Source organism: Serratia sp. BIGb0163 (assembly GCF_024809935.1).
Classification (GTDB): Bacteria; Pseudomonadota; Gammaproteobacteria; order Enterobacterales; family Enterobacteriaceae; genus Serratia; species Serratia quinivorans.
This window is the reverse complement of the sequence record NZ_JANUDZ010000002.1, coordinates 396432-411387: the sequence shown is the minus strand read 5'-3', so window position 1 is coordinate 411387 and position 14956 is coordinate 396432. Positions and strand designations below refer to the sequence as shown.

Here is a 14956-nt window from a genome sequence, read left to right as displayed (position 1 = left end):
GCGCGGGGTCATCCATCGTTCGATTGATGAGCATAAAATCGTTCGCCCTTGATTAGAACACTTCAGCAAGATAAGGCTATCCAGCGGGTGGAAAAGAAGTGGTAAATGGAAGAATTTTTGGGGCTGGTTTGGCAGGTCAGGCTCAGACAGGGCTGGGTTACTCTTCGGGACAGATCGCCTGATTGGGGTAACACACTGCTTTGATTGCCCACTAAGGACATCTCTGTATCCCCCAAGATTAACCTGTGCAACGCTCTCCCCTGCCTTACAAATCGACTTTGCGTAAAGCTTCCCATTTTTACCTGTGACAGCCGATTGCCCGCTGGGCTAGTATAGCGACAGTATTAAGGGCTTATTGATCCTTACCGCCGTCAACCACTGCTCTATCGAGTGGTTTTTTTGTGCCGCGGCGTGAACCCTAATGATGACAATCAACATCACAACCAACTTTAAATTCAATGGATTGGAAACAGTAATCTTATGAATAGTACCGATAAGCTCGATTCACACACGCCGATGATGCAGCAGTATCTGCGCCTCAAGGCACAGCACCCCGAGATCCTGCTGTTTTACCGCATGGGCGACTTTTACGAGCTGTTCTATGACGATGCCAAACGTGCTTCCCAACTGCTGGATATCTCGCTGACCAAACGCGGTGCCTCAGCGGGCGAGCCCATTCCGATGGCCGGCGTCCCTCACCATGCGGTCGAGAACTATCTGGCCAAACTGGTGCAGCTTGGTGAATCCGTCGCCCTGTGCGAACAAATCGGCGATCCGGCCACCAGTAAAGGCCCGGTGGAACGCAAAGTGGTGCGCATCGTTACGCCAGGCACCATCACCGACGAAGCCCTGCTGCAAGAACGTCAGGACAACCTGCTGGCGGCCATCTGGCAGGACGCACGCGGCTTTGGCTACGCCACGCTGGACATCAGCTCAGGTCGTTTCCGCGTGGCCGAACCGGCAGATATCGAAACCATGGCGGCAGAGTTGCAGCGCACTAATCCTGCCGAGCTGCTTTACCCCGAAACCTTTGAACAGATGTCGCTGATTGAACAGCGCCATGGCCTGCGCCGTCGCCCACTGTGGGAGTTTGAGCCCGAGACTGCACGCCAACAGCTGAATCTGCAGTTCGGCACCCGCGATCTGACCGGTTTCGGCGTTGAACAGGCCCATCAGGCACTGCGCGCCGCCGGTTGTCTGCTGCAATATGTTAAAGATACTCAACGCACCTCATTACCGCATATCCGTGGCATCACCATGGAGCGCCAGCAGGATGGCATTATCATGGATGCCGCCACGCGGCGTAACCTTGAGCTGACCCAGAACCTGTCCGGCGGCAGCGAAAATACCCTGGCGGCCATCCTCGACCGCAGCGTGACGGCAATGGGTAGCCGTATGCTTAAGCGCTGGCTGCATATGCCGACCCGTGACATCAAAGTATTGAATAACCGTCAGCAGGCGATCGGCTCCCTGCAGGATCTGTATAGCGACCTGCAACCTTCGCTGCGTCAGGTGGGAGATCTGGAGCGCATATTGGCCCGTTTGGCATTACGCAGTGCCCGTCCACGCGATCTGGCCCGTATGCGTCATGCTTTCCAACAGTTGCCGGATATCCACGCGTTACTGAAAGGGGTAGAAACCCCGTATGTGCAACAGCTACTGTCACAGGTCGGTCAGTTTGATGAACTGCAAGACTTGCTGGAACGCGCAGTGGTCGAAGCCCCGCCGGTGCTGGTACGCGACGGCGGCGTTATCGCTCCCGGCTACAATAGCGAGCTGGATGAATGGCGCGCACTGGCCGATGGTGCCACCGACTACCTCGACCGTCTTGAGATCCGCGAGCGCGAAAAGCTGGGGCTGGATACGTTGAAGGTCGGCTTCAATGGCGTGCATGGTTATTACATTCAAGTCAGCCGTGGGCAGAGCCACCTGGTACCGATCCACTACGTGCGCCGTCAGACGCTGAAAAATGCCGAACGCTACATCATTCCCGAATTGAAAGAGTATGAAGACAAGGTTCTGACTTCCAAAGGGAAAGCGTTGGCGATCGAGAAGGGTCTGTACGAAGAGTTGTTCGATTTACTGTTGCCGCACCTGGGCGATTTACAGCAAAGTGCCGCTGCATTGGCCGAGCTGGACGTGCTGGCCAACCTGGCTGAGCGTGCCGAAACGCTCAACTACGCCTGCCCAACCATCAGCGAACAGCCCGGTGTACGCATCACTGAGGGCCGCCATCCGGTGGTCGAACAGGTACTGAGCGAGCCGTTTATTTCCAACCCGCTATCGCTGTCGCCTCAGCGGCGGATGTTGATCATTACCGGCCCTAATATGGGCGGTAAAAGTACCTATATGCGCCAAACGGCGCTGATCGTACTGATGGCACACATCGGCAGCTACGTGCCGGCGAGCAAGGCGGTCATCGGCCCGGTAGACCGAATATTTACCCGCGTGGGCGCGGCAGACGATCTGGCCTCCGGCCGTTCTACCTTTATGGTAGAGATGACTGAAACCGCCAATATCCTGCACAATGCCACCGAAAACAGCCTGGTGCTGATGGATGAAATTGGCCGCGGTACCTCAACCTACGACGGTCTCTCCCTGGCCTGGGCCTGCGCCGAGAACCTGGCCAGCCGCATTAAAGCCATGACGCTGTTCGCCACCCATTACTTTGAGCTGACCACGCTGCCGGAGAAAATGGAAGGCGTGGTTAACGTGCATCTGGACGCGCTGGAGCACGGCGACACTATCGCCTTTATGCATAGCGTACAGGACGGTGCCGCCAGCAAGAGCTATGGCCTGGCGGTTGCCGCTCTGGCCGGTGTGCCACGTGAGGTGATCAAACGCGCGCGCCAAAAACTGCGCGAGCTGGAGGCGATATCCAGCCATACCGCGACGGGTACCGTTGATGCCACCCAGATGACGCTGCTGAATGAGGAAACCTCACCGGCGGTTGAAGCGCTCGAGGCACTGGATCCGGACTCACTGTCACCTCGTCAGGCGCTGGAGTGGATTTACCGCCTGAAGAATATGGTCTGACCCTTCGCAGGTCGCAGGCATAAAAAAACGGTGAGCATAGTGCTCACCGTTTTTATTTTGATGCGATTCAACTGCCTGGGTTACTCGCGGAACAGTGCCTCAATGCTCAGGCCCTGCATTTGCAGAATTTCACGCAGACGGCGTAAACCTTCAACCTGGATCTGACGTACTCGCTCGCGAGTCAGGCCAATTTCACGACCCACATCTTCAAGCGTTGCCGCTTCGTAGCCCAGCAGGCCAAAACGACGCGCCAGCACTTCACGCTGTTTGGCGTTCAGTTCGAACAACCATTTAACGATGCTCTGTTTCATGTCATCGTCTTGCGTGGTGTCTTCCGGTCCGTTGTCTTTCTCGTCGGCCAGAATGTCCAGCAAGGCTTTCTCCGAATCCCCACCCAATGGCGTATCGACAGAAGTGATACGTTCATTCAGGCGCAGCATACGGCTGACGTCATCGACCGGCTTGTCGAGTTGCTCTGCAATCTCTTCAGCGCTCGGTTCATGATCCAGTTTATGAGAAAGCTCGCGCGCGGTGCGCAAATAGACATTCAGTTCTTTAACAATGTGGATAGGCAAGCGGATAGTACGGGTTTGGTTCATTATCGCCCGTTCAATCGTCTGCCGGATCCACCAGGTTGCGTAAGTCGAGAAACGGAAACCGCGTTCTGGGTCAAACTTTTCCACTGCGCGGATCAGACCGAGGTTACCCTCTTCAATCAGATCCAGCAGCGCCAGGCCGCGATTGCTGTAACGGCGGGCGATTTTCACCACCAACCGCAGGTTACTTTCAATCATTCGGCGGCGGGACGGCACGTCACCGCGCAGTGCACGCCGCGCAAAATAAACTTCTTCCTCTGCGGTCAGCAGCGGAGAATAACCGATTTCGCCAAGATAGAGCTGCGTCGCATCCAATACGCGTTGGGTCACGCCTTGTGACAACAACTCTTCTTCCGCTAAATCACTCTCACTGGCCTCTTCTTCAACCAGTGCTTTTTCGTCGAATGATTCCGCTTCCGTTGCGTTCTCGTCGAAATCCGCATCGTCATGTAACTCGTTAACTTTCAGCGTATTTTGGCTCATATGCTGCTCCTACCCGTGATACCGCGAGCAGAATACAGCGTATTCTGCCCAATCTATCGCTGCGGAAGATAACGCAGCGGGTTTACGGATTTCCCCTTGTAACGAATTTCAAAATGCAAACGTACTGAACTGGTTCCGGTGCTACCCATGGTGGCTATTTTTTGACCCGCCTTCACTTCTTGTTGTTCCCGGACCAGCATTGTGTCGTTGTGAGCGTAGGCGCTCAGGTAATCATCATTGTGTTTGATGATGATTAGATTACCGTAACCCCGTAAAGCGTTGCCTGCGTACACTACACGACCATCGGCGGTAGCGAAGATAGGCTGCCCACGAGTCCCGGCGATATCGACACCTTTATTCCCACCTTCTGATGAGGAAAAGTTATCAATAATCTTACCGTCAGTCGGCCATCTCCAGGTACTTACTGGGGCGCTGTTGCTGACGGTGCTGCTCACTGGGGGAGCAACGACCGGTGCGGTAACAGGGGCTGTTGCGGTAGTTGCCGCCACTGCGCCTGCTGCAGGTAACATCTTACCTACATTCTGTTTACCCGAATTATCAGAATACGCGTTAGTTGATGGAGAATCAACCGTTGCAGTTTGTATCTGAGAGGTCGATGGTGGCTTAGGAACACCGCCGCTGGTCGCGTCTGTTGCCGCCAGCATACCGCCGTTTCCGTTGGCGGAACCATTACCAAGCTGAATGCTTTGGCCCACATTCAGGCTGTATGGCTCAGGGATATTGTTGCGCTGGGCCAGGTCACGGTAATCGTTTCCGGTGATCCAGGCGATGTAAAACAGCGTGTCTCCGCGCTTAACCGTGTAGGTATTGCCGCTGTAGCTCCCTTTGGGGATCGAAGTGTAACTGCGGTTGTAAACAATGTGCCCTTCAGCGTTAGCTTGCGCTCCAGCGTTGCTGGATGCGGCGGCTCCGCCACCGTCCACGCTACTAATAGGGGCCGATGTCGATTCAGTGTTCGTACAACCTGCCAACCACAAACTTACCATCGTACACACCGCAACCCGGCGTAATGTAATCATTGGGCTTCCCGTGCTCATGCTTCCCCCATGACAGCAATATCAGCGATATATCCAAATACCCTTTACATGGTAGCTGAGCTTTTAACATTCTCTCGATTTCTACCCTGAAAGGTGCCCACGGCCGATCCCTGAACGTCAGGAAATCTCATACCGGAGCCTCAAAACAGCGCGCCAATGCTAACCACATTAGCGCTGCTGCACCATAAGACAACTACGCAGAAAGGCAATTGTATTGAAAATTAGTTTTATTGAAACGTTAAAACATTAACCGGAGGTGATGAAAGTGCAACAGATTTCGTTTCCTGCCGAAAATTCAGACAATCGCTAGGCCAGTTCACCCTTCACCAGGGGAACAAAACGCACCGCTTCGACGGTATCGATAACAAACTCGCTTCCCTGTCGCCGAATGTACTTCAGAGTTTGGGCCTGCTCACCGACGGGTAACACCAGAATGCCACCGTCGTCCAACTGCTCCATCAGCGCCGGAGGGATCTCCGGCGGCGCTGCCGTGACAATGATGGCATCAAACGGCCCTCGCGATGCCCAACCCTGCCAACCATCGCCATGACGAGTGGAAACATTGTGAAGATCGAGTTGTTTCAGCCGCCGCTTGGCCTGCCATTGCAGCCCCTTAATACGTTCAACGGAACAAACATGCTGCACCAGATGCGCCAGGATAGCGGTTTGATAGCCAGAACCGGTGCCGATCTCCAATACTCTGGAGGTTGGCGTCAGATTCAGCAGTTCGGTCATGCGTGCAACCATATAAGGTTGAGAGATAGTTTGGCCGGAGCCAATAGGTAACGCCGTATTCTCATAAGCCTTGTGTTCAAGTGCCTCATCAACAAAGCGTTCACGCGGCACTGCTTCGATCGCCTGTAGCAACCGTTCGTCCCGGATCCCCTGTTGACGCAGCTGCGTCAGCAATGTTTGCATACGCTTGTTCACCATTCCCCGCCAACCCCTGCTTTGGTTAACCACGTTTTTACCACGTCCTGGGCTGCATAAGCGGTTAAATCCACCTGCAGTGGCGTGATGGCCACATAACCCTGTTCTACCGCAGCGAAATCCGTGTCCGGCCCGGCATCAAACTTATCACCAGGCGGCCCAATCCAATAGAGATTTTGCCCACGCGGATCTTGTTGGCAGAACACTTTGTCAGCCGGATGACGACTACCGCAGCGGGTCACACGAATGCCCTTAATCTGGTCCAGCGGCAAATCCGGCACGTTGATATTCAGAATTTTACCGGTTCGCAACGGTTCGCGCTGTAACGCACGCAGCACCCGGCAGGTGATCACCGCGGCGGTCGCATAATGCTGATGGCCGTTCAACGACACGGCCAGCGCAGGCAATCCCAAATGGCGTCCTTCCATAGCAGCCGCTACGGTGCCGGAATAAATAACGTCATCACCCAGATTGGGGCCCGCATTGATGCCGGAAACCACGATATCCGGCGCAGGCTGCATCAGGGCATTCACTCCCAGATACACGCAGTCTGTCGGCGTTCCCTGCTGTACGGCGATATCTCCATTGGGCATCGTCAGGGTGCGCAATGGAGATTCCAGCGTCAGCGCATTGGAAGAACCACTGCGGTTACGATCGGGTGCCACAACTTGCACTTCGGCGAACTCTCTCAATGCCGCCGCCAGCACCTGGATGCCCGGGGCGGTCACGCCGTCGTCATTACTCAGCAATATCCGCATAAAAGATTGTCTTCTTTTTTATCTCTCAATCAGAACGCCTTTAACGCGGCCTGGTATTTAAATACTCGAAATCAACGCCCAAAAGGAGGGACTTAACCAGCAGATATTATGTTTACTCCCCCCGACATGTCCAGTCACCAAGGGAAAAGACGATTTTTCGCGCTGCTTCCAGGCCTCGTGTTAGCACCGAAAACCGCAGTTGGGCAAACACACCTCATTACGTCGTCATGCTCCAGACGAAAAAAAACCTGCATAAGCAGGTTTTTAATTATTACTCACTAATATCCGCATCACTACTGTCCTGCCGCATAATTTCGCGCACCACGCTGGTGGCAAAACTGCCGGCCGGCAGCCAAAAACGCAGTTCAACGGTGGCATCATCCCACCATTCCCAGTGCATGTTTTTTGGCTGTAACAGCAACGCACGGCGGGCCGGATCAACACGCTCACGCTTTAAAAGCGCCATCAGTTCCGGTTGCTCCAGCAAGCACTGCTGTTCAAAACTCAGTGCTTCACCGGCGGTACCGGGTTCGCCGTCACCCGGCAAAGGAGCGGTAATCATCAGTTCGCCGGCATCCAGCCGCTGTTGCAGCGCTTCCAGCTCTTCCGGCTTGGCGACAAACCAACTGCCACGCCCACTGAGCTGTAAGGCATCGCCTTCCAGCACGGTATGTTGTTGCTGGTTGGCCAAGCGTCGGCTGGCAATCAAATTAAACAGCGCACTGCGGCTGGCGGAAAGATAAAAACTGCGCTTGCTGCGTTCTTTAACCCGGATTTCATCATTTGCCCAACGGCGCGCCATCACCAGGTTATTGCCGCCGCGACCAAAGCGCTGGCTGCCAAAATAGTTTGGCACGCCGCCGGTTGCAATCGCCTGCAGCCGCGGTTCGACATCCTGACGGTCGGAAATATGACGCAGCACCAGCGTGAAAGCATTGCCTTTTAGCGTGCCTATACGCATTTTGCGCAGGTGGCGGGCGCTGGCCAGCACTTCGCAGCCTTCCAGTGAAAACTGAGTAAAATCAGGTGTCTCTTTGCCCGGTAGATGCAGGCAGAACCATTGTTCGGTCACCGCATGGCGATCTTTCAGACCCGCGTAACTGACAGAACGGGCGTGAATACCGGCAAAGCGCGCCAAATAATCGGCGACAAACTGAGTGTTACAGCCGTTCTTGCGGATGTTCACCAGCACATGTTCGCCTTCGCCGTCCGGCTCAAAGCCCAGGTCTTCCACCACCACGAAATCTTCCGGGTTGGCTTTCAACACGCCGGTGCTCTGTGGCTGGCCATGCAGCCAGGTCAGGTTAGCCATATCCATGCGTTTATTCCTTGATCAACAAGGCGACCGCTTCACAGGCAATGCCCTCGCCGCGCCCGGTGAAACCGAGCTGTTCGGTGGTGGTAGCCTTAACGTTGACGTCGTCCATATGACACTGCAGATCTTCCGCCAGGAATACGCGCATTTGCGGGATATGCGGCGCCATTTTAGGGGCCTGGGCAATAATGGTGATATCCAGATTCCCCAGACGATAGCCTTTGGCACGGATGCGTTTCCAGGCCTCACGCAGCAGAACACGGCTGTCGGCCCCTTTGAATGCCGGGTCGGTATCCGGGAACAGCTTGCCGATATCCCCTAACGCCGCCGCTCCCAACAGAGCATCGGTCGCCGCATGCAGCGCCACGTCACCGTCGGAGTGAGCCAGCAAACCTTTTTCATAAGGGATACGAACACCACCGATCACCAGCGGCCCTTCGCCACCAAATTTATGTACGTCAAAACCGTGACCGATACGCATGATGCGCTCCTTAATTGTCCAACTGAGTTAAGTAAAAGGCCGCCAGCGCCAAATCTTCCGGGCGCGTGACTTTAATATTGTCCGAGCGTCCACTGACCAGCAGCGGATGATAGCCACAATGCTCCAGGGCAGAAGCCTCATCGGTGACCGTCGCACCGTCATCCATCGCTCGCTGCAGGCAGAGCTTGAGCAACGCCAGCGGGAACAGTTGCGGAGTTAACGCATGCCACAGATCCTGGCGTTCAACGGTGTGTGAGATAGTACTGCGACCAGGTTCGGCACGCTTCATGGTATCACGCACCGGCGCGGCCAAAATGCCCCCCACCTCGCTGTGTTCGGTGATCGCCAGCAAACGTTCCAGATCTTCGGCATGCAGGCAGGGTCTTGCCGCGTCGTGTACCAGCACCCATTTGGCCTCGCCGGCCAGTTGCAACCCGGCCATCACCGAATCGGCGCGTTGCTGACCGCCGACGGTGACCCGCACGCGGGGATCTTTGGCAATCGGTAACTGGTGGAACTGCTGGTCATCGGGACCGATCGCCACAATCACCTGCGGAATACGCGGATGGCGCAATAGCGCATGGATCGCGTGCTCGAGAATGGTTTGGTGGCCGATGGTTAAATACTGCTTCGGGCAATCCGCCTGCATACGGCTGCCGATACCGGCAGCGGGCAGGACGGCAATCACCGGTGGAAAGGTTCCTGCGGAGTGATTCATGCGTTACTTTTGTAGGTTATTTTGCGAGGAGGACGCCGCGTTGCGTCTGGATTGGTCAGGAACCAGACGATAGAAAGTCTCACCGGGCTTGATCATGCTCAGTTCATTGCGCGCACGCTCTTCGATCGCTTCCTGACCGCCGTTCAAATCGTCGATTTCGGCGAACAGCTGATCGTTACGCGCTTTCAATTTAGCATTGCTGCCCTGCTGGACCGCAACGTCATCATTGACCCGCACGTAATCGTGAACACCATTTTTGCCCAGCCACAGTGAATACTGTAACCAACCGAGCAATGCCAGCAATAACAGCGTAAGTTTTCCCATCTCCGCCCCCTGAAAAACCGCCTAATCATCCCACAACTTTTCGTTGGACTCCACACTGGGAACGGCATTTCACCGCCAAATTCAGAGTAGGATGAGAATTTCTTGAGTTTATAACCTAAATTCGCGCCGAAAGCGGCAAAAAAAAGCACTTTCACCCGATAAGTCACCGCTCGACCTCTCTGTAATCCCACTCTCAGAGTTTTTATCGGTTATGCAGCAAGAAAAACTGGCTGCACCGCCGTTTCGCCAACGCTTCCGCCAATCGCAATGGAAAAGTGCATATTTATCACCATTAAAAATCACACCATCAGGTAGGAGTTGTATTTTTATTCATTGAAGGTTATTTTTATGCACACATAGTGCATAAATAAATCCAATGAATGACTTTTAATTATCGGGGATAGTGATGTTAAAACGCATAATTCTGATTGGCGCCTGCCTGGCCGCCACCCTGTCGGCTTCTGCTCTGGCGGCAGAACCCACTTACGTCGTCGGCTCCGGCGGCACCTATCGTCCGTTCGAATTCGAAAACAGCAGCAAACAGCTGGAAGGCTTTGATATTGATATCATCAAGGCCGTCGCCAAGGCCGAAGGCTTCCAGGTCAAGCTGGTAAATACACCGTGGGAAGGCATCTTTGCCACGCTGAACTCCGGCGATCGCGACATCATTATTTCCGGCATCACCATCACCGATAAACGCAAGCAAATGGTTGATTTCTCTGCGCCTTATTTCCCGGCGGAGCAGACCATCGTGGTTCCCAAAGACTCTCAAGTGAACTCTATTGCCGCGCTGAAAGCGCTGAAAGTTGGCGTGGTGAACTCCAGCACCGGCGACATCGTGGTATCCGACGTGCTGGGTAAAAACAGCACCGCCATCAAACGTTTCGACAATACCCCGCTGCTGCTGCAGGAGTTGTACGAAGACGGCATCGGCGCAGCCGTAGGCGACGTTGGCGTAGCCAAGTTCTACATAAAAACCCACCCGGAAAAAGAGTTCAAATTGGTGTCAGACGCCAAATTCGAACGTCAGTATTTCGGCATTGCCGTTGCCAAAGGCAACGATGAACTACGCGGTAAAATCAACGCCGGCCTGAAGAAAATCATCGCCGACGGCACCTACGCCAAAATTTACCAGACCTGGTTTGACAGCAACGTGCCGACACTGCCTGCCGAATAAACCTTAAGTGACCGGAGCTCGCCCGAGCTCCGGAGCAACACTATCGTGAGAACACCGAGAAGGAACACCCATTGAATTTCCGTTGGGAGATTATCCAGGAATATGCCCCGTTGTTTATGGAAGGCGCCTGGATGACCATCAAATGCACCATTATCTGCGTGATACTGGGCACCACCTGGGGGCTGCTCCTGGGGTTAGGCCGTCTGGCGCAAGCGCCACATGGCATCTGGAAACCAATACTGCATTACGGCGTACAGTGGCCGGTGCGCATTTATATCAGCGCCTTCCGCGGCACGCCGCTGTTCGTGCAGATCATGGTGGTGCACTTCGCCCTGGTGCCGCTGTTTATTAACCCGCGTGACGGCCTGCTGGTCACCAACGGCCTGATGAGCAGTGATTTCGCCCGTGCATTGCGCTCCGACTATGGCGCATTTCTTTCCTGCGTGGTGGCGATAACGCTCAACGCCGGCGCCTACGTTTCGGAAATTTTCCGCGCCGGTATTCAGTCAATCGATCGCGGCCAGATGGAAGCTTCGCGCTCGCTGGGCATGGGCTACGGCAAAACCATGCGCAAAGTGATCCTGCCGCAGGCATTCCGTCGCATGCTGCCACCGCTGGGCAATAACGCCATTGCCATCGTCAAGGATTCCTCACTGGCCTCCGCCATCGGTCTGGCCGATTTGGCCTATGCAGCCCGGACGGTTTCCGGCGCTTATGCCACCTATTGGGAGCCTTACCTGACCATTTCGCTGGTCTATTGGGTCCTCACCTTCCTGCTTTCGCTGATGGTGCAACACATGGAAAAGAGGTTCGGGAAAAGTGATTCGCGTACATAACCTGCAAAAACAATTCGGCGAAAGCCACGTACTGCGTGGTATCTCCTGCGAGATCGCGGCCAACGAAGTGGTCTGCGTCATTGGCCCGTCCGGTTCCGGTAAAAGTACCTTTCTGCGCTGTATCAACGCGCTGGAGACGCTTTCCGGCGGCGAAGTCCTGGTCAACGGTTTCGCCATTCACAGCCAGAAAACCGATCTCAATAAAATGCGTGAAAGCGTGGGGATGGTGTTTCAGCGCTTTAACCTGTTCCCGCATATGACAGTGCTGGAGAATATTATTATGGCGCCGATGGGGGTGAAAAAACTGTCGCGTGCCGACGCTATCCTGCGTGCAGAAGCGCTGTTACGCAAAGTGGGTCTGTTGGATAAGATAGACGCCTATCCCAGCAGCCTGTCCGGCGGCCAACAACAACGGGTGGCCATTGCCCGGGCGCTGGCGATGGAGCCAAAAATCATGTTGTTCGACGAACCCACCTCAGCACTTGATCCCGAGTTGGTCGGCGAAGTGCTGGCGGTGATGAAGTCATTGGCACACGAAGGTATGACCATGGTGGTGGTAACCCACGAGATGGGCTTTGCCCGTGAAGTGGCCGATCGGGTGTTGTTTATCGATCAGGGGATCATTCAGGAAGAAGGCACACCGCAGCAGATTTTCAGCAATCCGACCAACCCGCGCACTCAGGCTTTTCTAAGCAAAGTTTTGTAACCTTCGGCACGGCTTTGCAATGCTTCGGGCGCAGGCAACTGCGCCCACTCTCTCACCAGCCGGTGAGAAAACTGAATACCAGCCAGAACAGACACAGCACGATAGCGCCGGTCAGCAACAGCGTCAGGATCAGGCGACCGCGCAACAGCATGCTGAGCGTGATGCCAATCAGTACCGATACCGGCATCAGGGCCAGGAAGAACGGCCAGGTGTAGAGCAGGAAGAAGAGCGTGTTGGAACCGTAGACCACAAAAGGCACCGCGAACGCCAGCCAGTAGAAAACAAAGCCGCAGACGCCGCCCAGGAAAGAATAAGAGGGTTCCTCTTTCTCCTGGTTTGAGTCAATCAAGATAGGCGAGACATTTTGCATAGTGATCCCTGGTTATTCGGCACGCTCTCCGGCGGGCTTAGCGTAAAAAGCGTATGGCGCAAAAACGCCACACGCTTTTCTGAATTCAGGGTTTGATAATAGCCCGACCACGCAGCACGTCTAACAATTGCGCAATCAAATTTGTTACCAATTGTTGGCCATCAAGGTGAATATCCGGCCGTTGCGGAGCCTCGTAAACCGAGTCGATTCCGGTGAAATTACGCAGTTCCCCGGCCCGGGCTTTTTTGTACAACCCCTTCGGATCCCGCTGCTCACAAATCGCCAGTGGCGTGTCGACAAACACCTCGATAAAGCGCTCTTCATCAAGCAGTTCGCGCACCATCTGCCGTTCTGTGCGGTGCGGTGAAATAAACGCGGTCAGCACCACCAGCCCGGCATCTACCATCAGTTTGGACACTTCACCCACGCGGCGAATATTCTCACGCCGATCGTCATCTGAGAATCCCAGATCGCGGCACAGGCCGTGACGCACGTTATCGCCATCCAGCAAATAGGTGCTGACGCCAAGGGCGTGCAGCGCCTGCTCCAGCGCACCGGCAACGGTGGATTTACCTGAGCCGGACAGCCCGGTAAACCACAGCACCACGCCTTTATGGCCATTACGGGCTTCGCGATCCGCACGCGCTACCGCATGCGGATGCCAGACCACGTTGTCATCATCCGGCCCGGTGGGTCGTTGCTCTACGTCGGCCACGTTACTTGCCCCCGATCAGGTCGCGTGCGCCCCAATGCGGGAAGTGTTTACGCACCAGGGCATTCAGTTCCAGCTCGAATGCGCTGAAGTCACCAGTGGCTGCCTGAGCGTCCTGCAAGGTTTCGCGGATCAGCCCGGCACCAACCGTGACATTGCTCAGGCGGTCGATAAAGATAAATCCGCCGGTGTCATGATTACGCTGATAGCTGTCCAGCACCAGCGGTTCGTCGAAGGTCAGTTCCACCAGGCCAATGCCGTTCAGCGGCAAGGTATCCGCCTGATGCTGAGCCAGCGAGTTGATTTCTACCTGGTGGCGAATGCCTTCCACTCGTGCGCGAGTCTTTTTGCCAGCGACCTTGATGTCGTAGCTCTGTCCCGGTAACAGCGGCTTCTCGGCCATCCATACCACGTCCACCAGCGCGCTTTGCGCCGCCTGCAGGGTTTCCCCGGCATCAACCAGCAAATCGCCGCGGCTGATATCCACTTCATCCTTCAGCACCAGGGTTATCGCTTCACCCGGTACCGCTTCCTGCAAATCACCATCAAAGGTGACAATACGTGCAACGGTGGATTCCACTCCGGAAGGCAACACCTTCACACGTTGACCCACGCGCACGACACCGGCCGACAGGGTGCCCGCATAGCCACGGAAATCCAGGTTCGGACGGTTAACATATTGCACCGGGAAGCGCAGCGGTTGCATTTCACGCTCGCTGACAACATCCACACTTTCCAATACCTGCAACAACGTGGGGCCGTTGTACCAAGGCATATGGGTGCTTTCGCCAGCTACGTTATCGCCGTCCAGTGCCGACAGCGGGACAAACTTGATATCCAAATCCTTTGGCAACTGCTGAGCGAAGGTCAGATAATCCTGTTTGAACTGCTCAAATACCGACTCTTGGTAATCCACCAGATCCATCTTGTTGACCGCCACCACCAAATGGCGAATGCCCAGCAACGTAGCAATAAAACTGTGTCTGCGGGTTTGATCCAGCACCCCTTTACGCGCGTCAATCAGCAAAATTGCCAGATCGCAGGTGGAAGCACCGGTCGCCATATTGCGGGTGTACTGCTCATGCCCAGGGGTATCGGCGATAATAAATTTGCGCTTTTCAGTCGAGAAATAGCGATAGGCCACGTCAATGGTGATGCCCTGTTCGCGCTCGGCCTGCAGGCCGTCGACCAGCAATGCCAGATCGAGCTTTTCGCCCTGGGTACCGATACGCTTGCTGTCACTGTGCAGCGTGGACAGCTGATCTTCGTAGATCTGGCGGGTATCGTGCAGCAGACGACCGATCAGGGTACTTTTACCGTCGTCGACGCTGCCGCAGGTCAGGAACCGTAACAGACTCTTATGTTGCTGCGCGTGCAGGTAAGACTCGACCCCGCCCTGGTCAGCGATTTGTTGGGCAATTGCCTGGTTTTGCGAAACTATAGTGTTCATCCGGCG

General features: G+C 55.1%; 15 protein-coding genes. 4 read left to right on the top strand and 11 right to left on the bottom strand.

What is annotated here, in order from left to right; genetic code table 11:
- The first annotated feature begins 480 nt into the window (after positions 1 to 480).
- Positions 481 to 3036 (top strand): DNA mismatch repair protein MutS, encoded by a 2556-nt coding sequence (mutS, locus tag M2406_RS12805; protein ID WP_012005281.1) that lies wholly within the window; start codon positions 481 to 483, stop codon positions 3034 to 3036.
- 80 nt (positions 3037 to 3116) lie between these two features.
- Here the strand turns inward: mutS and rpoS are convergent, their stop codons facing one another.
- The 8 genes from rpoS to ftsB all read right to left on the bottom strand — a co-directional run bounded on the left by rpoS (position 3117) and on the right by ftsB (position 9699).
- Positions 3117 to 4115 (bottom strand): RNA polymerase sigma factor RpoS, encoded by a 999-nt coding sequence (gene rpoS / locus M2406_RS12800; protein ID WP_012005280.1) that lies wholly within the window; start codon positions 4113 to 4115, stop codon positions 3117 to 3119.
- Between the two features lie 53 nt (positions 4116 to 4168).
- On the bottom strand, positions 4169 to 5155 hold the full coding sequence (gene nlpD, locus M2406_RS12795) for a murein hydrolase activator NlpD (protein ID WP_012005279.1): 987 nt from the start codon (positions 5153 to 5155) through the stop codon (positions 4169 to 4171).
- A gap of 324 nt (positions 5156 to 5479) precedes the next feature.
- A complete protein-coding gene (locus M2406_RS12790) occupies positions 5480 to 6106 on the bottom strand; it encodes a protein-L-isoaspartate(D-aspartate) O-methyltransferase (protein WP_012005278.1) in 627 nt (208 codons plus the stop codon).
- Positions 6100 to 6861 carry a 5'/3'-nucleotidase SurE gene (gene surE / locus M2406_RS12785; protein ID WP_115183266.1) on the bottom strand — a complete coding sequence of 254 codons (762 nt, stop codon included), beginning with the start codon at positions 6859 to 6861 and terminating at the stop codon, positions 6100 to 6102. Before surE ends, M2406_RS12790 begins: the two co-directional genes overlap by 7 nt.
- Positions 6862 to 7132: 271 nt before the next feature.
- Positions 7133 to 8179: a tRNA pseudouridine(13) synthase TruD gene (gene truD / locus M2406_RS12780; protein ID WP_012005276.1), complete on the bottom strand. Its 1047-nt coding sequence runs from the start codon at positions 8177 to 8179 to the stop codon at positions 7133 to 7135.
- 4 nt (positions 8180 to 8183) lie between these two features.
- Positions 8184 to 8657 carry a 2-C-methyl-D-erythritol 2,4-cyclodiphosphate synthase gene (gene ispF, locus M2406_RS12775; RefSeq protein WP_012005275.1) on the bottom strand — a complete coding sequence of 158 codons (474 nt, stop codon included), beginning with the start codon at positions 8655 to 8657 and terminating at the stop codon, positions 8184 to 8186.
- A gap of 10 nt (positions 8658 to 8667) precedes the next feature.
- A complete protein-coding gene (ispD, locus tag M2406_RS12770) occupies positions 8668 to 9375 on the bottom strand; it encodes a 2-C-methyl-D-erythritol 4-phosphate cytidylyltransferase (protein WP_012005274.1) in 708 nt (235 codons plus the stop codon).
- Between the two features lie 3 nt (positions 9376 to 9378).
- On the bottom strand, positions 9379 to 9699 hold the full coding sequence (gene ftsB / locus M2406_RS12765; RefSeq protein WP_012005273.1) for a cell division protein FtsB: 321 nt from the start codon (positions 9697 to 9699) through the stop codon (positions 9379 to 9381).
- A gap of 406 nt (positions 9700 to 10105) precedes the next feature.
- Here ftsB and M2406_RS12760 point away from each other — a divergent pair, with 406 nt between their 5' ends.
- From M2406_RS12760 to M2406_RS12750, 3 genes are all read left to right on the top strand, one after another.
- Positions 10106 to 10876 (top strand): basic amino acid ABC transporter substrate-binding protein, encoded by a 771-nt coding sequence (locus tag M2406_RS12760; protein ID WP_012005272.1) that lies wholly within the window; start codon positions 10106 to 10108, stop codon positions 10874 to 10876.
- Between the two features lie 116 nt (positions 10877 to 10992).
- Positions 10993 to 11712 (top strand): amino acid ABC transporter permease, encoded by a 720-nt coding sequence (locus M2406_RS12755; protein ID WP_049767937.1) that lies wholly within the window; start codon positions 10993 to 10995, stop codon positions 11710 to 11712.
- Entirely contained in the window at positions 11696 to 12418 is a 723-nt protein-coding gene (locus tag M2406_RS12750; protein WP_017891645.1) for an amino acid ABC transporter ATP-binding protein, read from the top strand. Before M2406_RS12755 ends, M2406_RS12750 begins: the two co-directional genes overlap by 17 nt.
- Positions 12419 to 12470: 52 nt before the next feature.
- On the opposite strand, the gene M2406_RS12745 is transcribed toward M2406_RS12750, so the two are convergent.
- The 3 genes from M2406_RS12745 to cysN all read right to left on the bottom strand — a co-directional run bounded on the left by M2406_RS12745 (position 12471) and on the right by cysN (position 14950).
- A complete protein-coding gene (locus tag M2406_RS12745) occupies positions 12471 to 12788 on the bottom strand; it encodes a DUF3561 family protein (RefSeq protein WP_012005269.1) in 318 nt (105 codons plus the stop codon).
- Positions 12789 to 12873: 85 nt separating this feature from the next.
- The gene (gene cysC / locus M2406_RS12740) at positions 12874 to 13503 is read right to left on the bottom strand and encodes an adenylyl-sulfate kinase (protein ID WP_012005268.1); all 630 of its coding nucleotides are present in this window, start codon (positions 13501 to 13503) and stop codon (positions 12874 to 12876) included.
- Between the two features lies 1 nt (position 13504).
- The gene (cysN, locus tag M2406_RS12735; protein WP_259190252.1) at positions 13505 to 14950 is read right to left on the bottom strand and encodes a sulfate adenylyltransferase subunit CysN; all 1446 of its coding nucleotides are present in this window, start codon (positions 14948 to 14950) and stop codon (positions 13505 to 13507) included.
- Positions 14951 to 14956: the final 6 nt, after the last annotated feature.